The 21,527-nt window shown below is 71.9% G+C and carries 21 protein-coding genes; 12 read left to right on the top strand and 9 right to left on the bottom strand.

The annotated features are described in order from the left end of the window. Positions 1–2: 2 nt before the first annotated feature. Positions 3–2,474 (bottom strand): phosphoenolpyruvate synthase, encoded by a 2,472-nt coding sequence (locus ACIA8L_RS13645; RefSeq protein WP_395903965.1) that lies wholly within the window; start codon positions 2,472–2,474, stop codon positions 3–5. 333 nt (positions 2,475–2,807) lie between these two features. Here ACIA8L_RS13645 and ACIA8L_RS13640 point away from each other — a divergent pair, with 333 nt between their 5' ends. Further along, complete coding sequence (locus tag ACIA8L_RS13640; protein ID WP_395903963.1) at positions 2,808–3,554, top strand: hypothetical protein; 747 nt, start codon at positions 2,808–2,810, stop codon at positions 3,552–3,554. 36 nt (positions 3,555–3,590) lie between these two features. Here the strand turns inward: ACIA8L_RS13640 and infA are convergent, their stop codons facing one another. The 4 genes from infA to ACIA8L_RS13620 form a co-directional block, all read right to left on the bottom strand. Next, complete coding sequence (gene infA, locus ACIA8L_RS13635) at positions 3,591–3,815, bottom strand: translation initiation factor IF-1 (RefSeq protein WP_395903961.1); 225 nt, start codon at positions 3,813–3,815, stop codon at positions 3,591–3,593. Beyond that, positions 3,815–4,549: a GNAT family N-acetyltransferase gene (locus tag ACIA8L_RS13630; RefSeq protein ID WP_395903959.1), complete on the bottom strand. Its 735-nt coding sequence runs from the start codon at positions 4,547–4,549 to the stop codon at positions 3,815–3,817. The genes infA and ACIA8L_RS13630 overlap by 1 nt, the downstream gene beginning before the upstream one ends. A gap of 335 nt (positions 4,550–4,884) precedes the next feature. Further along, positions 4,885–5,358: a YcxB family protein gene (locus tag ACIA8L_RS13625; RefSeq protein ID WP_395903958.1), complete on the bottom strand. Its 474-nt coding sequence runs from the start codon at positions 5,356–5,358 to the stop codon at positions 4,885–4,887. A gap of 72 nt (positions 5,359–5,430) precedes the next feature. Then, positions 5,431–6,162: a class I SAM-dependent methyltransferase gene (locus ACIA8L_RS13620; RefSeq protein WP_395903956.1), complete on the bottom strand. Its 732-nt coding sequence runs from the start codon at positions 6,160–6,162 to the stop codon at positions 5,431–5,433. 259 nt (positions 6,163–6,421) lie between these two features. Between ACIA8L_RS13620 and ACIA8L_RS13615 the strand changes: the two genes are divergently transcribed. From ACIA8L_RS13615 to ACIA8L_RS13605, 3 genes are read left to right on the top strand one after another with little or no spacing between them, the layout of a single operon-like run. Next, a complete protein-coding gene (locus ACIA8L_RS13615) occupies positions 6,422–7,990 on the top strand; it encodes a methyl-accepting chemotaxis protein (RefSeq protein WP_395903954.1) in 1,569 nt (522 codons plus the stop codon). A gap of 39 nt (positions 7,991–8,029) precedes the next feature. Further along, positions 8,030–8,365 carry a hypothetical protein gene (locus ACIA8L_RS13610; RefSeq protein WP_395903952.1) on the top strand — a complete coding sequence of 112 codons (336 nt, stop codon included), beginning with the start codon at positions 8,030–8,032 and terminating at the stop codon, positions 8,363–8,365. Between the two features lie 9 nt (positions 8,366–8,374). Next, entirely contained in the window at positions 8,375–8,890 is a 516-nt protein-coding gene (locus ACIA8L_RS13605; RefSeq protein WP_395903950.1) for a GAF domain-containing protein, read from the top strand. 119 nt (positions 8,891–9,009) lie between these two features. Here the strand turns inward: ACIA8L_RS13605 and ACIA8L_RS13600 are convergent, their stop codons facing one another. After that, the gene (locus tag ACIA8L_RS13600) at positions 9,010–9,705 is read right to left on the bottom strand and encodes a hypothetical protein (RefSeq protein WP_395903948.1); all 696 of its coding nucleotides are present in this window, start codon (positions 9,703–9,705) and stop codon (positions 9,010–9,012) included. An 8-nt stretch (positions 9,706–9,713) separates the two neighbouring features. On the opposite strand from ACIA8L_RS13600, the gene ACIA8L_RS13595 reads away from it, so the two are divergent. Further along, a complete protein-coding gene (locus ACIA8L_RS13595; RefSeq protein WP_395904219.1) occupies positions 9,714–10,211 on the top strand; it encodes a tyrosinase family protein in 498 nt (165 codons plus the stop codon). A 169-nt stretch (positions 10,212–10,380) separates the two neighbouring features. After that, positions 10,381–12,294 (top strand): hypothetical protein, encoded by a 1,914-nt coding sequence (locus ACIA8L_RS13590; protein WP_395903946.1) that lies wholly within the window; start codon positions 10,381–10,383, stop codon positions 12,292–12,294. Between the two features lie 43 nt (positions 12,295–12,337). On the opposite strand, the gene ACIA8L_RS13585 is transcribed toward ACIA8L_RS13590, so the two are convergent. Beyond that, positions 12,338–12,565 (bottom strand): hypothetical protein, encoded by a 228-nt coding sequence (locus ACIA8L_RS13585; protein WP_395903944.1) that lies wholly within the window; start codon positions 12,563–12,565, stop codon positions 12,338–12,340. 568 nt (positions 12,566–13,133) lie between these two features. On the opposite strand from ACIA8L_RS13585, the gene ACIA8L_RS13580 reads away from it, so the two are divergent. From ACIA8L_RS13580 to ACIA8L_RS13570, 3 genes are all read left to right on the top strand, one after another. Next, a complete protein-coding gene (locus ACIA8L_RS13580) occupies positions 13,134–14,381 on the top strand; it encodes a vanadium-dependent haloperoxidase (protein WP_395903943.1) in 1,248 nt (415 codons plus the stop codon). Positions 14,382–14,437: 56 nt separating this feature from the next. Further along, positions 14,438–15,202 carry a polysaccharide deacetylase family protein gene (locus ACIA8L_RS13575; RefSeq protein WP_395903941.1) on the top strand — a complete coding sequence of 255 codons (765 nt, stop codon included), beginning with the start codon at positions 14,438–14,440 and terminating at the stop codon, positions 15,200–15,202. Between the two features lie 82 nt (positions 15,203–15,284). Continuing rightward, positions 15,285–16,517 carry a YncE family protein gene (locus ACIA8L_RS13570; RefSeq protein ID WP_395903939.1) on the top strand — a complete coding sequence of 411 codons (1,233 nt, stop codon included), beginning with the start codon at positions 15,285–15,287 and terminating at the stop codon, positions 16,515–16,517. Positions 16,518–16,568: 51 nt separating this feature from the next. Here ACIA8L_RS13570 and ACIA8L_RS13565 read toward each other — a convergent pair whose 3' ends face one another. Next, a complete protein-coding gene (locus ACIA8L_RS13565; protein WP_395903938.1) occupies positions 16,569–17,531 on the bottom strand; it encodes a GlxA family transcriptional regulator in 963 nt (320 codons plus the stop codon). Positions 17,532–17,612: 81 nt separating this feature from the next. Here ACIA8L_RS13565 and ACIA8L_RS13560 point away from each other — a divergent pair, with 81 nt between their 5' ends. After that, positions 17,613–17,789, top strand: a complete 177-nt coding sequence (locus ACIA8L_RS13560; RefSeq protein WP_395903936.1) for a hypothetical protein — start codon at positions 17,613–17,615, stop codon at positions 17,787–17,789. Positions 17,790–17,882: 93 nt separating this feature from the next. Further along, positions 17,883–20,021 carry an Hsp70 family protein gene (locus ACIA8L_RS13555; RefSeq protein ID WP_395903934.1) on the top strand — a complete coding sequence of 713 codons (2,139 nt, stop codon included), beginning with the start codon at positions 17,883–17,885 and terminating at the stop codon, positions 20,019–20,021. A 246-nt stretch (positions 20,022–20,267) separates the two neighbouring features. Here ACIA8L_RS13555 and ACIA8L_RS13550 read toward each other — a convergent pair whose 3' ends face one another. Further along, positions 20,268–20,726, bottom strand: coding sequence for an NUDIX domain-containing protein (locus ACIA8L_RS13550; protein WP_395903932.1), 459 nt, complete (start codon positions 20,724–20,726; stop codon positions 20,268–20,270). Between the two features lie 71 nt (positions 20,727–20,797). Between ACIA8L_RS13550 and ACIA8L_RS13545 the strand changes: the two genes are divergently transcribed. Beyond that, on the top strand, positions 20,798–21,511 hold the full coding sequence (locus ACIA8L_RS13545; protein ID WP_395903930.1) for an esterase family protein: 714 nt from the start codon (positions 20,798–20,800) through the stop codon (positions 21,509–21,511). Positions 21,512–21,527 lie beyond the last annotated feature (16 nt).

Below are 21,527 nucleotides of genomic sequence, written 5' to 3'. Positions count from 1 at the left end.
GGTCAGAGCAGCTCGATGTAGCCGTCGGTGCCGTGGACGCGGATGCGCCGGCCGTCGGGGATGAGACGGGTGGCGTCGACCACGCCGACGACGGCCGGCAGCCCGTATTCGCGGGCGACCACCGCGCCGTGCGTCATCACCCCGCCGACCTCGGTCACCAGGCCGGCGATGGCGACGAACAGCGGCGTCCAGCTCGGGTCGGTGTAGGCGGTGACGAGGATGTCGCCCGGCTCCATGACCGCGTCCGCCATGTCCAGGACGACCCGGGCCCGGCCCTCGACCGTCCCGGCCGACACGGGCAGCCCGACGAGGGCGCCGGCGGGCAGGTCGGCGCGGCGGTACGCCCCGTTGATGCCCTCCCCGTCGGACGTGAGCACCCGCGACGGGGTGAGCGCCTGGTAGGTCCGGAACGCCGCTTTGCGCTCGGCGACGAGGTCCGCGTCCGCGCGGCCGGTGCGCACGACGTCCCGGAGCTCGGCGAAGGTCAGGAAGAAGATGTCCTCCGGATCGCCGATGACGCCGCCGGTGGTGAGCCGCCCGGCCTCCGCCAGCAGGGCCCGCTTGTAGATCCAGTACCGGCTGACCATGCCGTACTTCGGGTACTCGCGGTAGCCGATGAACGTGCGGACCCGGTCGATGTGCTCCTTCGTCTCGGCGGCGTCGGCCTCACCGTCCGGCAACGCCCGCAGCCGATCGAGGACCTCCCGCTCCTTCGCCGCGGCCGCCTGCCGGCCCTGCTCGAAGCGGCGGTGGCGCTCACCCGGCGCGAAGTTGCGGACGTTGCTCAGCAGCAGCGGCATCAGCAGCGACGGCCGCTCGCTCCACCGGGTCCGGGTGATGTCGATCTCGCCGGCGCACCGCATGCCGTATCGGTCGAGCCAGGCCTCGATCGCCGCCCGCACCGGTTCGGGGAGCCCGGCCAAGGAGTCCCCGGCGCTCTCCAGCAGCGGCACCGCATCCGGGTGGGCCCGGACCACGTCGGCGACGTCGAGCAGCGCCAGGCCCATCTCCGACGTGACGTTGTTGTCCACCGACAGCGTGAGGGTGTCGGCGGCGTTCTTCTCGCCCAGCCGCGCCTCGATGTGCTCGTTGAGCCACCACGTGGACTCCATCGCCGACATGAACACCCGGTGGCCGCGCCGGTCGAACAGGATCCGCCGCAGCTCCTGCAGGTCGGCCTGGATGAAGTCGAGCAGCGCCACCCCCGACTTTTCGCGAATGTCGTTCGCGGCGGCGGCGACGGACGCCTCGGTGGCTGCGATCAGCTCGGCGACGATGGCCGGGTCGGTGGCGATCGGTTCGGTCGGGCCGCCGAGCAGCGGCGGGGGAGTACCCTCGGCGGGCAGTGGCTTGATGAAACCGTCACGGTCGAGGACGGTCCGCAGCGCGTCGCCGGTCAGCGGGTCGCCTTTGCCGATGAGCTCGACGAGCGCGGCCCGGGTCGCCGGGTCGGCCACCCGCTGGGTGACGTCGACGAACAGCCGCCCACCGGCCTCGGCCATCGGCGCCGGCGTGGTCATCTGCCAGAACGACAGCCCGAGCGGCCGCATCGCGTCGGTCATCATCTGCTGATGCCCGACGGAGAGGTACACGTGGTTCTCCCCGTCCCCGGTCTGCGGGATCGGGAACAGCGTGGTGATGGCGCGGCTCTGCACGATCTGCAGCCCGTCCTGGTCGCGGCACCACTCGATGTCCTGCGGCCGGCCGAAGTGCCCCTCGATGAGCCGCCCGATCCGCACCAGCTCGACTATTCGCGAATCGGTTTCGCCCTCGATGACGACGCCGTCGCGCACCTTGAAGATGTCCGGCGTCACCAGCCCCGCGACCAGATCCTCCCCGAGCCCCGCGACCGCCTCGACCACGGCCACGGTCCGGTCGCCGGAGACGGGATCGGCGGTGAACAGCACGCCGGCCGCCTCGGCCGCGACCATCTCCTGCACGACGACGCCCATGCGCACGGCCCGATGGTCGATCCCCTGCCGCTGCCGGTAGACGACCGCCCGCTCGGTGAACAGGGAGGCCCAGCATCGCCGGACGTGCTGCAGTACCCCCGCCGCCCCGACGACATGCAGGAACGAATCCTGCTGCCCCGCGAACGACGCCGTCGGCAGATCCTCGGCGGTGGCACTGGAGCGCACCGCGTAGGCCGTGCCGTCGCGGACCGAGCCGCTGATCGCCGCCACCAGCTCATCCGGCAGCGCGACACCTTCGATCGCCAGCCGGATCGCGGCACTGACCTCACGAATGCCGTCGCGATCATCGGGCTCCACCCGCACCAGCCGATCGAGCAGCTCCCCGATCGCCGGCACACCCCGCACCGCCAGCCGAAACGCGTCCGTGGTGACACAGAACCCGTCGGGCACCCGCACCCCGTCGACGTGCCGCAACGCCCCGAGATTCGCTCCTTTGCCACCGACCGCCGCGACGTCAGCCGCACCAACCGCGTCCAGACCCAGCACGTATAGCTCGCTCACGTGACTCCCGTGTCTTCGTCCGTTTTTCGGTCCGGCCGCCGATTCTGCAACGCCACCCGGGCCTTGCGGCAAGCCCCCTGACCTGCTATATGTTAGAAGTGGCAGGGAGATGTTCTCTCCTTGCCTTTCGTGTTTTCACACTGCCGTTCGCCGTGCCGCACCCACTTCCGATCGCGGTGGCGCATCAACGTTCGTTCGCGGTGTTGCGCGTCCGTCGGAGGGCCCGCGCGACGGGGGTGATCTCGCCATCGACGAGGACGGCTTCTCCCGCAACGGTCGGCGCGGTTCGGGTGTTTTCGTCCGCCGCCGCGGGGTCGCGGTTACGTTGGGGGCATGAGGATCGTCGGGCTGCTCGCGGCCGTGTGCCTGGTGGTCGGCGGGTGTGCGGCCGAGGACGCCAAGGATACGGTGGACACCGGTGCGGTGCCGCGGTCCAGTCCCAGTCCTTCGCTTGACCCGGCCGGGCGGTTGGACGCGGCGGTGGCGGCGAACCTGCGGGTGCCGTTCCAGTTCAAGCTCAGCGGGCCCGGCATGCCCGCCGGCGCGCTGAGCGGGGTGGCCGACCCGCCCGGCGGGGTGCTCGACCTGAAGGCCACGTTCTCGACGGAGCTGGCGGTCGACTACTTTCGCGACGGCAGCGGGCTGTACGTGAAGATGAGCGGCTTCGAGGACATCAACCCCGACTCGGCGTCCTGGTTCAAGGCGGACCCGGCTAAGCTCACCGGCGACGACTTCATCAGTGTCGTCGATCCGCAGAATCCCATGCAGCTCAGGGACATTGTCGCCGCCACGAATGCGGTGCACGAGGCGGGGCCGGGGCAGCTGGCCGGGACCCTGGACCCGAAGAAGCTCAAAGGTCCGTTGATCGAAGAGCAGGACCAGGCGGCGGCGGTACCGGTAACCGTCACCCTCGACACCGAGGGCCACCTCACCAAGCTGACCCTCGACTCCCCGGACGGCGGCAGCCTGTCCCTGGAGTTCGAGCAGTTCGGCCAGGCCCTCGACGTCACCGCCCCGACCGCCGACGCGACCAAGCCGATGCCGGACGAGATGTACCAGGCGCTCAACGCCGACAACTAGGGGCCGGCATCAGCGTGCCGGCCCCGTCCTCAGGACTCAGTTGCGGTACCGGAACAGAATTCGGCCGCGGGTCAGGTCGTACTGGCTGAGCTCCACCAGCACCCGGTCGAACGGCAGGATCTTGATGTAGTTCTTGCGGATCTTACCGCTGATGTGGGCCAGGACGACGTGGCCGTTGGGGAGCTCGACGCGGAACTTGGCGTCGCGCAGGCACTCCAGCACGGTGCCCTCGAGCTGGATGCCGCCGGTGGGTTTGGGCATCAGCGGATCACCAGCTCGAGGTTGCTGCTCGGCCGGGCCGCGCCGGCCGCTTCGAACAGCGCGATCGCGGCCGTGTTGGCCTCGTGTACTTCGGCGGTAACCATCCCCACGCCCCGCTCGTGGGTCGCGGCGACAATCCCCGCCAGCAGGGCCCGGCCGATGCCGCGCCGGCGATGGTCCCGCCGGACGGCGAGCAGCCCGACCCGGGTGAGCCGCGGCAGCAGGGCCAGGCGCGCCAGTCCGACGTACTCGCCCGACTCGGCGGCAACGAAGTAGTTGGCCGGGTCGAGCGGCCGGGACAGTACCGCCGCGGGCATGTGATCCCAGCCGATCGTGTCCTCGATCTCGGCCCGGATCGCACGGTCCAGATCACGCAACGGGTCCAGCTCGGCCGAGCCGGGAGCCAACAGCGACAGACCCGGCGTCGGTACCGCCCGATCGTCGCCCACGGCCAGGACGTACTCCCATTCGCGGCGGCGCGCGGTCAGGCCCGCCTGCGTCCAACGCGTGCGCAGTTGCAGGTCGGCCTCGTCGACGACGGTGTAGAGGGGCCGCGGGAGGACGGCCAGCATCGCCGCGGCGAGCTGGTCGAAGACCTCGTCGTGCCAGGTGTCGATGCTGAGGAAGAGCCGCCCGTCGGGGCGGGGCGAGGCGTCACCACGCCCGATCACGAGATCGTCGTCGAGGGCATGCCACTGCCACTCGGCGACGCGGTTGATAACTGGTGAGTTCATCGGTGTCACCTTTCGGGAGGGTCGGACTGACGCTCCCGGGCGGCACCTAACGCAGTCGCCCGACCGTGACGGACATGGGGAGCACCCACTTCATCGCAACGTTCACGGTGCTCACCCCCTCAGGCATTGCCACGGTCGACGGGCAGAGTACCCCGGCGGCCGCCCCAAGGTCCACCCAATTATCGGCAACTACCTGTGTCGCAGTGCCGGCGTGCCGCCGGCCGCGAACGCCCGGGACCTGGATACGGCGCGGCGGCTGTGGGCGGTGTCGGAGGAGCGTACGGGCGTGCGGTTCACCTTGCCCGAACTCGAACGCGAACCTTACGGGTTGGTGTTCAGGCCGGTCGCAGCCCGCCGACGAACGCGGTGAACTCGGCCCGCTGCTCGGCGGTCATAGGACCCTTCGGGATCGTGAACGCCTGCATCTTGCCGAACATGGCGTACCACACCTCGGGCGTCTCGATGACGCGTTCGAGGCCGGCCCACCGGAACCGGGATTCGGCGAGCGGGTAGCTCACGGTCGCCCACTCGTCGTCCAGCATCATGTGGAACCCGTCCCGGATCACGTTGGACTGCAGCCGCACCGAACGGGCCACCGTGAGGGGGCCGACCGCGAAGACGAACAGCAGCCCGAGCACCACGACCCCGGAGGGCACGGCCGGCGACGGGCCCAGGGCCAGCCCGGCGAGGCCGAGCACGATCAGCACCCCGCCCATGACGCGGATGCGTCGCAGCTGCGGCCGCAGGATGAACTGCAGTGTGCGCCGCAGCCGTCGCTCGTCGTACGGCACCCACACGGAGATTCGCATCGGCGCATCCTAATCTTTGGCGGCCGGGCGGCGTGGCCCCCGGCGTTGTGCACCGGGAGCCACGCCGTTTCGCTACGCCGCGCGGCGGGCGGTCACCATCAGCCGGGGCGTGCCCAGGGTGAACGGGGCACCGTCGGGGCCGGCGAAGTGGCGGACCTCGGCGAAGCCGCCGTCCGTCAGGAACTCGCCGACCTGCGCGCTCGTATACACATGGTGCACCGCCGTGGCCGCGTGGACCTCGGCGCCGCGGATGAAGCGGTAGTGGCTGAGCATGCGGCTGGCCACCGGGTCGTATTCGGTGCTCGCCTCGACCGTGATGTCGCCGGTGTGCATGACCCGGTCGGCGCCGGTCCAGCCGGGCAGGACCGACTCCGCGGTCGCGCTGAAGTCCACGACGAGACCGCCGCCCGGACGGACCGCCCGGTGCAGCGCGGCCACGAACTCGCGGGTGCCGGCCGGGCCGAGGTAGCCGAAGCTGTTGCCGAGGCAGACGGCGGCGTCGTACCCGCCGTCGCCGGGCAGCTGCCGCATGTCGCCGAGGTGCCACTCGACGTCCGTGGTGAGCGTGCGGGCGTGCCCGATCGCCTCCGCGGAGATGTCGACGCCGGTGACCCGGTAGCCGCGCCCGGCCAGCGCGATGCTGTGCCGGCCGCTGCCGCACGGGACGTCGAGCACCCGGGCGCCGGGGGTGAGTCGCAGCTGGCCCTCGACGAAGTCGACGTCGGCCGCGGTCATCTCGGGTGTGGCGGCCCGGCGCCAGAACTCGTTGGGGAGCTCGGTGAAGAACTGGGAGTACCAAGACATCTGCTTGTTGCCCTTTCGAAGGAAGCGATTGCGAACGCATCGTTTCCCGGGCACACCGGAGGGCCGCGCCGGTGCGCAGGTCTGCGCGCGGGCGGTCAGGGGTGACCCGGGACTGGGCCCGGGGCAGCCATGGCATCCTCCAGGACGAAGTGGCGGGGGCAGCGTAGCAGCGGCACCCCGTTGTTGTCGGGTGTGTTTTGGTTGAGAGCGGTTCGGGAGTTTGTCTCAGCCAAATGCCCGACAGTCCGAAAAGCCGTACATGACGAGCATGACCATCGGCCGCAAGCTGATGCTGATCTTTGTCGGCATCGCCCTGGTCTTCGGGGCCGTGTGCACCGTCGCCTACCTGTCGGTCGACTCGCTCGTGTCGAACACCGGCAAGGTGCAGCACACATACGAGGTGCTCGGGCGCCTGGACGCGCTCAACTCCAGCCTCAAGGACGCCGAGACGGGGCAGCGCGGCTACCTCATCACCGGCGAGGACGCCTACCTGGCGCCATACACGCAGGCATTGACGGATTTGCGGGCGGAGCAGGCCAAGCTGCGCTCGCTCACCGCCGACAACGCCAAGCAGCAGCAGCGCCTCGACCAGCTCGCCCCGCTCGTCACATCGAAGCTGGACGAACTGAAACAGACTATCGACCTGCGCCGGGCCCAGGGCTTCGAGGCCGCGCAGAAGGTCGTGCTGACCAACGCCGGCAAGGCCGTGATGGACCAGATCCGCACGCTGACCACGGCGATGTACGACGAGGAGGCCGGCCTGCTGTCCGTGCGCGCGGCCGCCGCCAGCAGCGCCGAGACGCGCACGAAGACGTCGATCATCATCGGTGTGGTCGTCCTGCTCGTGGGGATGACGGCGGCCGGAACGATGATCACGCGGCAGACGAGCCGCCGGGTCAACCGGGTGCGCGCCACGATCACGGCGCTGGCCGGCGGGAACCTGACCGCGTCGACCCACCTGACCAGCAATGACGAGTTCGGCCAGATGGGCCGCGACCTCGACACGGCGATGGAGTCGGTCCGGGCCACCATTCGAGACTTGGCGGGTACCGCCGGCACGCTCTCCGGTGCCGCGGAACACCTGTCGAAGGTCAGCGGCGACCTGAACCTGGGCGCGGACGAGGCCTCGGGCAAGGCGACGTCGGCCGCGCACGCCGCCGACGAGGTCCACGTGAACATCCAGTCGGTCGCGGCCGGCGCCGAGGAGATGACCGCGTCGATCCAGGAGATCGCCACCACCTCGTCCCGGGCCGCGGACGTCGCCAACCAGTCGCTGGACATCGCCCGCACCGCCACCGGGCAGCTGACCACGCTCGGCCAGTCCAGCGCCGAGATCGGCGAGGTCGTCCGGCTGATCACCTCGATCGCGGAGCAGACCAACCTGCTCGCGCTCAACGCCACCATCGAGGCGGCCCGCGCCGGTGACGCCGGCAAGGGGTTCGCGGTCGTGGCGAGCGAGGTCAAGGACCTGGCCCAGGAGACGGCCCGGGCCACCGAGGACATCACGAAGCGGATCGGTGCGATCCAGGCCGGCAGCGACGGCGCCAGTGCGGCGATGCAGCGCATCGAGGAGGTGATCGGGCAGCTGACCGAGTTCAGCCACACGATCGCCGCCGCCGTCGAGGAGCAGTCCGCGACGACGAACGAGATGACGCGCTCGATCAACGACGCCGCCCGCGGCGCCGGGGAGGTGCAGGCGAACTTCTCGGCCGTGGCCCAGGTGACCTCGGCCACGTCGACTTCGGCTCGCTCCAGCCAGGGCGCCGCCGATGACCTGTCCGGACTGGCGGACCGGCTCAACGGCATGGTCGCCAAGTTCACCTACTGATCACCGGCCTCAGGGCCCGCACGAATCCGCGAGGCAGCAGTGACCGTTGTGCACACCGGGCCCTATGAGATGTCCCGCCCCGACCTGGCCGAGGCCCGCGACTCCCTGCACCGGCTCTACGGCGCCGGCACCGAGCCGCTGTGGGCCGACCTGCTGCGCACGGCCCAGCTCTCCGGCCGCGAGACCGACCCCGAGTCGCTGGACCGCCTCGTCGCCGCGATGCTGGCGGCCGACCCGGTGACCGCCCTGTGCGGCCGCAGCCTCGCGATCCGCGCGGCCACGTTCGTCCGGCTGACCGCGGTCCACGACCTGATCCGGGCCCGCGAGCGCGAACTCGACCAGCCGGGCCCGGTTCCCGGCGCTGAGCAGGGGTAACCCACGTTCATGAACGGGCACCGCGAGAAGATCGCCAACCTGGACCGGATGCGCGGCCTGGCCGCCTACGACCTGTTCGATCCGCGCCTGCACGACCGGCTGCAGGCCATCTGCCGCCGCAGCGCCGAGCGGGTGGGCGTGCCGATCGCGGCCGTGCAGGCGGTCCTCAACACGGCCACGGCCACCCTCGCCGCCTCCGACCGCGAGCACGACCTGATGACCTCCGGCGGCGGCCCGAACGAATTCGCGTTCTGCCCGCAGGTGGTGCTCGACGACGCCCCGTACATCGCCGGGGACCTGCAGCGCGACCCGCGGCACGCCGACAACCCGGTCGTGCAGGCGGGCCTGGTCCGCGCCTACGCGGGCATCCCGCTGCGCCTGCCGTCCGGCCACGTCCTGGGCGCGCACTGCGTGATGAGCGACGAGCCGCGCACGTTCACCGACGCCGACATCGCCGCCCTCACCGCCGCCGCCGACGAGGTCGTCGAAACCATTCGCGAATACGAACTCGACTACTCACACTAGGGTGCCTCCCGGATCTACCCGGGACGACGCCCATGAAGACACCACGCTCCGGCCGCCTGAGCTCCGGTTCGCGGCCGCCGGCGCGCCGCGGCCATCCACACACGATCCCCGCGATCCGGTCAGATGATGCCGAGCCGCTGGGCGCGCAGGACGGTGCTCAGCCGGTCGGTGGGTGTGCAGTTTGCGCTGCAGGTTCTCCTGTCCCGCGGTGTGATCCGGTGCGCGGTGGCCAGGTCGGCGGCCGCTTGCGTGGGTAGCTCGCCGCGCCAGCGCCGGAGCGTCTCCAGGTGCCCGTCGAGCCGGGTGAGCACCGGCTGGAGCCGCGTGAGGTACGCCTGCTGCCGGCCGGTGAAGCGGGCCTCGGGGCGGCCGAGGATCAGGAACCGGAAGCCGCCGCGCGCGACGGACAGCGGCACACCCACGCACTCGGTGACGTCGCGGAGCTGCGCGCGGGCCGCCGCATACCGGGGCGACGTGCGCCAGCCGCAGTCGTCCGGCACGTCCTGAAGGGTCCGGGTCCGCCGCTCCCCGAGCCGGCCATAGTGGCGGACCAGGGGGTGCGCGGCCGACTCGCGCTCGCTCATGGCGACGCCTTCCACCCAGGCGGGCCACACCGACAGGCGGCGGGCGGCGGCGCCGGGCCGGCCGATGTCGAACACACCGGCCAGCGTGGCGTCGACGGAGCCGGTCAGCTCGGCGGCCACCCGCGGCCACGCCGACCGGCCCTCGTCGACGTCGGTGATCGCGCCGACGACAAGGTCGAGCATCCGCTCGTAGTCACGCGCCGGCAGCATCGCACCCGGACCGGCCCGCACCGGGCTACCTGCTCAACCCGCGCAACTTCGGCACGGCCAGCGAGTACGCAATCGCGGTCAGCCCCTGGCACGGACAGGTGCATTACGCGGTCGGCGGCGCGATGGCCAAGGTCGAGGTCTCCCCGGCCGCGGCGAACTTCTGGTGCTGGCACGCGTTCGTGGACGAGCTGTACTGGGCGTGGCAGGAAGCGACTCCGTATCAAAGCTTCCGCTGGCAGACCGGGACCGCGCTGCACGAGACGGACGACACGTTCGAGTTCGAGGTGGCGGCCGACCGCGACGTGTTCGCCGTCAAGAAGTCGAACACCGGCTCGATGACGACCGAGCTGCACATCCTGTCGGCGGCCGGCGGTTATGGGTGCTTCGACCGGCAGACGAGGACCGCGCTGCATCGCACGCCTGGGGCCCAGTTCCAGTTTGCGCTCGGCCGCGACCGGGACGTCTTCGCGATCAAGCGCAACGGGACGGGGACGCACCGCACCGAGCTCCACGTTCTCCGGCATTGACATCGGCGATCAGATAAATCGTATTGTGGACACCATCACGTGCCACTGCCTGGGCATCGCGCATTTATTGCCATGAAAGGGACCGATTTCTAGATTCAACTTTGCAACTGGGTTTTCCGGGTCGAGACTGGCGACGATATTCCGCCATTCCGCTGACGAACGGAGACCCATGTCCAGACGACGCGGCGTGGTCGCGGCGGCGGCGTTAGCCACCGTCCTCGGCTCGCTCACCCTGCCGGGCAGCGCATCGGCCGCCCCGGCCACCAGCACCAGGCACGTGCAGAAGGTCGGGACCGGCTCCTACAAGGTGACCGGCACCGGCTCCGGCGAGCCCGCCGCGATCAGCACCGAGCTTCCCCGCGACGCCGGCCCGGAGGCCAACGAACTGGCCCGCGCGGCGAACCGGCGATCGCCCGGCGCGCACCGCAGCCTGGCCGGCGGCCACGCCGCCGGGCCGGCCGGGCCCGCCACCTCCGGCGGGGTGATCCGCAACGGCCCGCAGCTGCTGCGCGGTTTCGACGGGCTCAACCAGCGCGACCAGCGCACCGCCAACAACGGCAACCAGTTCACGATCGAACCGCCGGACCAGGCGCTGTGTGTCGGCAACGGGCACATCGTGGAGGCCGTCAACGACGCGTTCCGGGTGTTCAACGCCGACGGTACCGGCCAGACCGGGGTCGTCGACCTCAACACCTTCTACGGGTACCCGCCGGTGCTCGACCGCACGACCGGCGTCTACGGCCCCGAGCTGACCGACCCCACGTGTTTGTTCGACCCGACAACTCGGCAGTTCTTCCTGGTCGTGCTCACCCTCGAGTCCACTGAGGACGGCGAACTGACCGGGGCCAACCACCTCGACATCGCGGTGGCCGCCGACCCGACGGGGACCTGGAACATCTACCGGCTCGACGTCACCGACGACGGCACCAGCGGTACCCCGGTGCACCCTAACTGCCCGTGCATCGGCGACTACCCGCACATCGGCGTCGACGCCAACGGCTTCTACATCACCACGAACGAGTACGCGTTCTTCGGCACCGAGTACAACAGCGCCCAGGTCTACGCGTTCTCGAAGCGCGCCCTGGCCCGCGGCGACGCCGACGTGCTCGTCACCCAGCTCGACACCACCGCCGCCGACCGGGGCCGCAACGGCTTCACCGTCTGGCCCGCACAGTCGCCGGTCGCGTCGGACTACGAGCGGTCGGCCGGCGGCACGGAGTACTTCCTGTCCTCCAATGCCGCCGAGGAGGCGACGGGCACGGACGAGTACACCTCGGACAGCATTGTGACCTGGGCCTTGACCGGCACCAGGTCCCTGGACAGCCCGCGGCCGAACCTGAGCCTGAGCAACACCAGGGTCGGCGTCCAGCGATACTCGCTGCCACCCGCGGCGAACCAGAAGCCGGGCCCGGCACCGCTGTTGGAGTGTCTCAACGACGACCCGTGCGCCACGTTCCTGCTCGGCGCGCCCGACCCGTTCAAGCCGGAGACCCTGGCCGCCCTGGACAGCAACGACACCCGCATGCAGCAGGTCACCTATACGGGCGGCCGGCTGTACGGCGCGCTGGACACGGCGGTGAGCGTCGGCGGCGCCACGAAGGCCGGCGTCGGCTGGTACATCGTGCGCCCGGCCCTGCGCGGCAACAATGTGCGGGCCGACCTGACCGCACAGGGCCAGCTCGGCCTGGCCGGCAACAATCTCACCTACCCGGCGATCGGCGTCAATGCCAGGGGCCAGGGCGTCATGGCGTTCACGCTGGTCGGCGACGGCTACTTCCCGTCCGCGGCCTACTCCGCCTTCGACGGCCGCACCGGCGCCGGCGCAATTTACCTGGCCCGGGCCGGCCTGGGTCCGCAGGACGGCTTCACCGGCTACAAGGCCCTGTCCGGCAACCCGCCGCGGCCGCGGTGGGGCGACTACGGCGCCACCGCTGTCGACGGCAACAATATCTGGATCGCCAGCGAGTACATCGGCCAGACCTGCACCCTGGCCCAGTACGAGGCCACCCCGTTCGGCAGTTGCGGCGGCACCCGCACGGCCCTGGCGAACTGGGGCACGCGGATCAGCCTGATCAAACCGTGAGTGTGCGCGCCGGGTCGTCGTTCGGGCGGCCCGGCGCCACCGGTCAACGCAGCCCGCTGTCCAAGCGCCAGACGATTCGGGTGTACTGCCCTGAAGTCACCGAAACCGCCAGCCCGACCGGCCGCCGCGCCGCCGCCCCGCCCACGAGCACCGCCCGCAGCATGTACTCCCCAGCCGGCACCGCCACGGTGAACTCCCCGTGCGCGTCCGTGTCGACGGTGGCCACGACGTCCTGGGTGCCCGCGTCGAGCACCTCGAACCGAGCCGCCACCGCCGCGGCCGGGCAGGGCGGATCCCCCCGATCGACCGGACACGCGACCAGGACGGTCTGCCCATCGATCCCACTTGACTGCTTGGGCGAGCCAACGCCCGGGCCGGGACTCCCGCCCGGAGTCGGACGGCCGCTCGGAGCCGGGCTGAGACTCGGAGCCGGGCTCGCGCTCCGGGCCGCACCGGCGCCCTGAGCCGGAGTCACGCTCGGTGACGCGCATCCGCCCGCCGCGACCACCGCAAAGGCCGCGACCAGCACAACGACAAGTTGTCGGGGCATGACACTTGGACGCTACCACCGCCGGTCCGGTTCCAACGCCGGAAAGAACACCGACAAGTTGTCGGTGTTCCGGCGGCCGCGGCGGCGTGCGGGCTCAGCCGGGACCCGAGACGGTTTCGTCCGGCAGCACAGGTGCCGGGCCGCCAAGGTATACGCGACGGAGGCGCTCGCCGGGGCCGCGAACGCGCCGACGCGGTCGATGTGCAGCTCGTCCAGCAGGCCGTCCGCGCCTTCCTCCGCGCGTGTGTTTCCTATTGAAACGATCGGGAATGGCGACTATGGTCACGGCGTGCTCTCATCGATGCCCGTTTCTCGCCGTGCGGTGCTCACGACCGCCGCCGGTGCCGGTGCGGCCGCCGTCCTGATTCCGGCGCCGGCCGGTGCGTCCGTGCCCAAGGCCGACACGCTGCTCGAGTGGTACGACGTCACCGCGGCCACCATCGGCGTCATCACCGGGCCGCAGCAGGTGACCAACAGCCGAACCTGGGCCGTCGCCTGGATCGCGGCCGGGCGCGCGGTCGCCGCTGTCCGTCCGGGCGCCGAGGCCGAGCTCGCCCTGGCCGCCGCGGTCCACGAGACCCTGATCACCACCAACCCGGCGGCGGTGGCGACCCTCGACGCCGCGCTGGCGTCCACTGTGGCCCGGCTCAGCGTCCGCCGCCCGGAGCGCGCGGTCGCCGCCGGCGTCGACGCGGCCCGGGCGGTGCTGGGGGAGCGGGCCGGGGACGGCCTCGACCCGGCCTCGGTGAACCGGCCGTTCACGCCGCCGCCGGCCGCGCCCGGGGTGTGGCAGCCGACGCCGCCCGCGTTCGCCGCGGCCGTGCAGGCCGGGCAGGGCGACGGCCGCCCGTTCCTGGTCCGCAGCGTGGACCCGCTGCAGCCGGGCCCGCAGCCGGGCCTCACCAGCCCGATCTACCTGCGCGACCTGGCCGAGTCGCGGGCGATCGGGTCGCTCGACAGCGCCGTCCGAACGGCGCAGCAGACGGCGGTGGCCCGGTTCTGGTCGCAGACGTCCCTCAACGGCTTCACCGGTGCCCTGCGCACAACCGTTGCCCCGCAGGGCTCGCACGCCGCGGACCGGCGGCCGCCGGCCCAGCGGATCGCGCTGATCGCGGTGTTCCACGCGGCGACGATCGACGCGCAGATCACCACGTACAAGGCGAAGTACCGGTACCTGGCCTGGCGGCCGATCACCGCGATCCGCACCGGCGCCGTGTATCCGGACCCGGCCTGGACGACGCTGATCAACACGCCCGCGCACCCGGAGTACCCGTCCGGCCACACCACCTACGCGGGCGCGGCCCAGGCCGTGCTCGACACCCTCGCCGGGCCGCCGCGGGCCCCGTTCACCCTGACCAGCCCGGCCGCGGCCGACGTGACGCTGACGTACCGCCGCTGGTCCGACCTGACCCAGGACAACATCGACGCCAGGGTCTGGGAAGGCGTCCACTTCCGCCACACCGACGAGGTGGGGGCCGCGGTCGGCCGCCGCGCCGCCCAGGCCGCACTAGCGCGCTGGCGCGGCCGGACACTGTAAGGACACGGACATTGTGGTTCGGCTGATTCTCAGGATCGGCCGGGCACGATTGGCGCATGGACCGACGGACACTGCTCCTGGCGGCCGGCGCCGCCACCCTCGGCGGCTGTGGCGGCCCGGCCCCGGGACCGGCCGCCGCACCGGCGACGACACCGGCCGCCGGCTCGAGTGCTCCGGCCGGCCCGAGCGCCGCGGCGAGTCCGTCGGTGCCGACGAAGACACTGCCGCCCGAGGTCGCCAGCGGGCCGCGGGACCGGCCGGCGGTCGCGCTGACGTTCCACGGGCAGGGTGAGCCGGGTGTCGTCGGCGGCCTGCTCGACGCCCTCGCCGCCGAGCGGGTCAAGGTGACCGTCCTCGCCGTCGGCGTGTGGGTGCGCCAGCAGCCGAAGCTGGCCCAGCGGGTCGTCGCCGACGGCCACGAGCTGGGCAACCACACCCTCAACCACGCCGACATCAAGGCGATGAGCGACGACAAGACGTACACCGAAATCGTTGGTTGTGCGACCGCCCTGCAGGAGGTGGCCGGCGGGATCGGGCCCTGGTTCCGACCCTCGCAGACCCAGCACAGCACGGCGCGCATCCAGGCGCAGGCGGCCCGGGCCGGCTACGCGACCTGCCTGTCGTACGACGTCGACTCGCTGGACTACACCGACCCGGGCGCGGACGCGGTCGTGCGCACGACGCTGCAGGGGGTGCGCAACGGCTCCATCGTGAGCCTGCACTTCGGCCACGCCGGCACCGTCACCGCGATACCGAAGCTGCTCGCCGGCCTGCGTGAGCGCGGCCTGCGGCCGGTCACGGCCTCGGAGTTGTTCGCGTGAGCGGCCATAGGGCGAAGCGGAGTGGCTGTTCACGCGTTGTCTCGTCCGGTTTTTCGGCGCCGAAGGCTGCGGGGGTGCAGTCGTGACCGCCCGGCTGGTGACCGGGCGCATCGTCGCGGTCCTCGTGCTGATCGGGGCCTTCGTCGCGGCCTGCTCCGCGGCCAAGCCGGAGCCCGAGCACCCGGCCGGGCCGGGCGACGACAACGCCCCGGCCAACATGACCGGCATGCCCGGCATGAGCGGCGGCCCGGCGCCGAGCGGGAGCGCCGCGACCAATCCCGGCGCGGGGCTGCCCGGCATGCCGCCGCTGCTCGACGCGCACGACGTCTACGCCGCGGACCGGCCGGGCGCGCTGGCCGAGCAGGTCCGCAACGATCAGGTGCGGGTCTACGTGCCGAACCTCGGCAGCGACAGCGTGTCGGTCATCGACCCGGCCACGTTCAAGGTCATCAAGACGGTGCCGGTCGGCGGCGGCCCGCAGCACGTGGTGCCCGCGTGGGACCTGCGCACGCTGTGGGTGAACGACAACACCGGCAACAAGCTCGTCCCGATCGACCCGGCGACCGGCACGTTCGGCAAGGCGATTCCGGTCGACGACCCGTACAACCTGTACTTCACGCCCGACGGCAAGTATGCGATGGTCATGTCCGAGGCCCGGCACAAGATCGTGTTCCGGGATCCGCACACGATGGCGATCGTGAAGGAGCTGACCGTCAACTGCTCCGGGGTCAACCACGCCGACTTCTCCCCGGACGGCCGCTACTTCATCGCGACCTGCGAGTTCTCGGGAGACCTGATCAAGGTCGACGTGGTACGGCAAGAGGTCATCGGCCAGCTGCACCTGCCCAAGGACCACGCGATGCCGCAGGACATCAAGATCTCACCGGACGGCGGCACCTGGTACGTCGCCGACATGCAGACCTCCGGCGTCTGGATCCTCGACGGCGACCAGTTCAAGGTCCGCTCGTTCCTCGCCACCGGCGCCGGCGCGCACGGGCTCTACGTCAGCCGCGACTCGAAGTACCTGTACATCGCCAACCGCGGCGAGGGGTCCGTCTCGCTGCTGGACTTCGCCACGGGCGCGCTGAGCGCCAAGTGGAAGATCCCGGGCCGGGCCAGCCCCGACATGGGCGGCGTCTCGGCCGACGGCACGGTGCTGTGGCTGTCGGGCCGCTACGACGGCGAGGTCTACGCGCTGTCGACCGCGGACGGCCACCTCCTGGCCCGGATCAAGGTCGGCACCCAGCCGCACGGCCTGTGCATCTGGCCGCAGCCGGGCCGCTACTCCCTGGGCCACACCGGCATCCTGCGCTGAGTGCGGGACCGGGCCCGTCGTGCGCGCACGGCGGGCCCGCGACACCGGCGATCAGTGCGCCGCGAAGGCCTTGCGGTAGTCGCGGGGCGGGACGCCGCGGCGGCGGACGAACTGCTCGCGCAGGGTGGCGGCGGTGCCGAAGCCGACGCGCCGGGCCACCTCCTCGATCGACAGGCCGGCGGTCTCCAGGAGCTCCTCGGCCCGGTGCAGGCGCTGGCTGAGGACCCAGGCGTGCGGGGTCGAGCCGGTGGCGGCGGTGAAGCGGCGGGCGAAGGAGCGCTGGCTCATCAGGGCCCGGGACGCGAGGGTCTCCACGGTGAGCGGGCGGTCGAGGTTGTCGCGGGCCCAGGCCAGGACGCCGGCGAGCCGCTCGTCGTCGCAGTCGACGGGGACCGGGGCGGCGACGTACTGGGCCTGGCCGCCGTCGCGGTGCGGCGGGACGACCATGTCCCGGGCGATCTCGTTGGCGACGGCCGCGCCGAACTCGCGGCGCAGCAGGTAGAGACACATGTCGACGCCGGCCGCGCCGCCGGCGCCGGTGACGACCCGGCCCTCGTCGACGTAGAGGACCTCGGGCAGGACGGTGACGGCCGGGAACCGGGCCGCCATCGCCTCGGCCCAGCGCCAGTGGGTGGTGGCCCGGCGCCCGTCGAGGAGCCCGGCGGCGGCCAGGACGTAGGTGCCGGTGCAGTAGCCGGCGACGGTCGCGCCCCGCTCGTATGCGGCCCGGATCGCCGCCAGGGCCTCCGGGGCCGGCTCCCGGTCGAACGCGTCCCAGGACGTCACCAGCACCAGGTCGGCCCGGGCGAGGTGGTCGAGGCCGTGCTCGATCACCACCTTGAGGCCGCTGTCCGTGCGCAGCTGACCGGGACGGTCGGCGCAGACGGCGAAGTCGAAGCCGGGGCTGCCACGGTGGCGCCGGTCGTAGCCGAAGACCTCGCTGACGATGCCGATGCCGAGCGCGCCGGTGCCGTCGGCGACATAGGCGGCGACGCTGCTGAACGGGGTACCCACGCCACCATGATGGCAGAAAACCTGCGATCCTATGCAGGTCTGCCACTGTTGACTTCGGCGGCCGCGGCGCACGCTGAAGGCATGTTCGTCATCGACTGCCCGGCCCACCGCGCCCGCATGATCCTTCCCGTGGAGCGGATTCGGGGCCTGCACAACACCGACGCCGGGATCCTGCTGGACCTCGAGTGCTACTGCGGCCATGTCGCCCACATCCGTACCGGCCGGGCCCGCACCCCGGCGCCGCCCCTGATCCACTGATCCGTTCAGGCGGGGCGGCACCGGCCGGACGTCGTGATCTTCCGCCCGATCGCCGCGAGGATTCCGGGTTCGTGCTCACCTACGCTCTGGCTCGTGGCGTACCCGCTCCCCGCTCAGCCCTGGCTGGCCATCGACTACGGCACGTCCAACACCGTCGCGATGCTCGCCTGGCCCGACGGCCGGGTGCGGCCACTGCTCTTCGACAGCTCACCGCTGCTGCCGTCGGCCGTGTGTCTCGACGACGACGGCCGCCTGCTGACCGGCCGCGCCGCGCTGCGCAAGGCCCGCGTGGCCCCGCAGTCGTTCGAGCCCAACCCGAAGCGCCGCGTCGACGATGTGGAGCTGCTGCTGGGCGAGCGGTCCCTGCCGGTCGTCCGGCTGATCGGGGCCACCCTGGGCCGGGTCTGGCAGGAGGCGACCCGGACCTTGTCGACGCCGCCGACCGGTGTCGTCATCACCTGCCCGGTGGAGTGGGGCCCGGCCCGGCAGTCGGTCCTCGTCGACGCCGCCCGCGAGGCCGGCCTGCCCGCGATCACCCTGCTGCCGGAGCCGACGGCGGCCGCCACCTACTTCGCCACCGTCCTGGGCCGCGAGCTCGCGCCGGGCGGCTGCGTCGTCGTCTACGACCTGGGCGCGGGCACGTTCGACGTGTCCGTGGTCCGCCGCGGCGAACACGCCTTCGAACCGCTCGCCTACCGCGGTCTGGACGACTTCGGCGGCCTGGACCTGGACGAGATCGTCCTGTCGATCGTCGGCGACGTCATGCGGCGCTCCGCTCCCGACGACTGGCAGCGGCTGCGCAACCCGGGCACCGTCGCCGAGACCCGCGGCTTCCGCACCCTGTGGCAGGACGCGACGGAGGTCAAGGAGGCCCTGTCCGCCCAGGCCTCGGCCGCCCTCCTCGTGCCGCTGGCCGACCAGGACGTCATCGTCACCCGCGAACAGTTCGAGGAGCGGGCCCGGCCACGACTGGCCGACACGATCCGGATCACGACGCAGTGCATGCGCGAGTCCAGGGTCGCCCCGGAGCACCTCGCGGCCGTGTTCCTGGTCGGTGGCGCCAGCCGGATGCCGCTGGTCGCCACGATGCTGCACACCGCGACGGGCATCGCCCCGACGGTCCTCGACCAGCCGGAGCTGGTGGTGGCCGAGGGTGCACTGCGCTCGGTCGCGCTCCTCCCACCGGTCTCCGCCCCCCTGCCGGCCGCGCCGATCTCGCCGGTCTCACCGGTGGTCGGCCTCAGCTCACCGCCGGCCGGCCCGGTGTCCGCCGCTCCGATGTCGGCCCCCGTGACGGTCATGTCCCCGCCCGGCCCGTTCCCGCCCGGCCCGTTCCCGCCACAGACGACGGGCCCGTTCGGCACCTACCCGGGCGTGCCGGCCGAGGTGTCACCGCCCGCGCCGCCCCCGCCGCCCGCCGGCCGCCCGGACGAGTTCGGCACCCGACCGGCGAAGCCCGTGGCCCGCGCGATCGTGCTCGCGCTGCTCGGACTGGCCGCGATCATCCTCGGCATGGCCGTGGCGTTCGACATCGTGCACTTCGACCACTACGACTACTCCAAGAAGACGCACGAGGCGGATGAAGCCACGGTCGCGCTCATGCTGATCTCGCTGCCGGGCGCCCTGCTGGTGAGCTGGGCGATCCGCACCGTCGCGCCGCTGCTGCGGCGGGGCCGCCTGCTCATCGACGAGACGGGCCTGCGGCTGCTGAGCCAGGACCCGATCGTCGAGCTGCGCTGGCGGGCCGCCGCCTGGTGGGTGAGCGGACTGATCCTCGTCGTGGTGTCGGCGTCGTACGTCAAGTACTGGATGAACGGCGACGGCGACGGCCCGTACCTGCTGCTGCCGTGCGCGGCCGGCCTGCTCGGCGCCTTGCTCGGCGTGGTCAGGCAGCTGCGCCTCCGCGGCCGGCGCCGGCACTGGCTGGACCGCTGGCGCGAAGCGAACGCCACCGACCCGTCGGCCGCCGTCGAGATCGACGCCCTACGCTGGCCGGAGATCCAGACCGTCGCCGTCCAGCGGGTCAGCATCGGCCGCCACCAATCGCTCATCGCCGTGCCCACCGACCGCACCACCCTGACCGGCCCGGCGGCCGCGCACCGCCGGACCGTGCTCAACGGCACCGCATTCGTGTTCGCCGACCTCGCCGCGGTCGGCCTGCCGCCCAAGGCGGTCCGGACCGCCCTGGGCCGCCACAGCGGCGGCCGTTTCACCATCACGATCGGCCATTGACCGACCGCGCGAACTGCGAGAGGGCAATTCCTTGGCCTCGGTCCGCGGTGGTCCGGACCGTTCCTCCCGGGAGACTCGGGCCGGGGCCCAGCTTCACCGGCCCTGGCCCTGCGACTTCGCGTTTGGTAACGCCGGCGCTATCGCGCCGAACGTCCCCGCTGGCGCGTCGGACGTTGTCGTCCCCGCCGCTGGCGCGTCGGGATTCGGCGAAGCGGATTTAGGAGCAGCGGAATTAGGTGCAGTGGACTACTCGAGCAGGGTTACCAGCACCGGGTGAACGGCCGCCGGGCGCAGGTTCAGCGCTTCGAACGAGTCGGGTGCGGCCCACAGCAGCGCGAAGCTGTTGTCCGGGCCGTTCGCCACGGCCTCGGGGCCGGACAGGACCGGCACGCCGGTGACGTCGGCCATCAGGAAATAATGGCCGGTGCGGCCGCGCTCCTCGCCGGTCCACACCCGCCGGCCGACGCGGCCCCGAAGACCCGTCTCCTCGGCGAGCTCCCGCACCGCCGCCGCCTCCGCACTCTCGCCGGCTTCGACGTGCCCTCCAGGCAGTACCGCATAATGATGCCCTTGGCAGTCAGGACCGTCCCAGCCCCGCTCCTCGCACATGACACACCCGACGGCCGACGACCGCCGCAGAAAACGCTTGATCACCAACACCCGGCCGGCTTCGACCACGACCGCGACCGCCCTGGGAATCCGCACCACCGCACTGTCCCGCCCCATCGCCGGTGGGCCACGACCCCGCGCCGGTCTCCGCCGGATACGGTCGGCGGATGCGTGAGGTGCAGCTGTCGGCGGGACGGGTCGTGCAGTACGGGCACTGGGGGCGGCCGGTGCTCGTCTTCCCGTCCGAAGGCGGGAGCGCCCACGAGTATGCCGAGCGGGGCATGGTGCAGGCGTTGTCGCCGCTCATCGAGGGCGGACGGATCAAGGTGTACTGCCTCGACGCCCGCGATGCCGAGTCGTGGTCGGCGCTGCATCGGCCCGTCGAGGAGCGGGCGCGGCGGCATGCGGAGTTCGAGGCGTGGGTCGTCGGCGAGGTCGTACCGTTCGTGCACGACGACACCGGGCCCGAGATCATCGTGACCGGGTCCTCGCTCGGGGCCTACCACGCCCTGAACCTGGCCCTGCGCCACGCCCACCTGTTCCCGCAGGCGATCTGCCTGTCCGGCAACTACGACGTCGGCACCTGGTCGGCGTGGGGCGAGCGCGGCGACGCCACATACTTCAACAACCCCGCCGACTACGTTCCCGGGCTGCACGGCGCGCACCTCGACTGGCTGCGCTCGCGGCTGTCGCTGGTACTGGTGTGCGGGCAGGGCCAGTGGGAGGACACGACCGGCGCGCTCGTGCAGACCCGGCGGATGGCGGGGCTGCTGCACGACAAGACGATCCCCTGCGAGCTCGACGTGTGGGGTCCACAGTGGCCGCACGACTGGCAATCGTGGCAGGCACAGATCGCCAAGCACCTGCCCCGCTTCTGCTGAGACCGGCCCCGGACCG

This window comes from Dactylosporangium sp. NPDC051541, from assembly GCF_044454505.1.
GTDB lineage: Bacteria > Actinomycetota > Actinomycetes > Mycobacteriales > Micromonosporaceae > Dactylosporangium.
The sequence above is the reverse complement of the archived record's forward strand: the minus strand, read 5'-3'. Positions and strand labels throughout refer to the sequence as shown.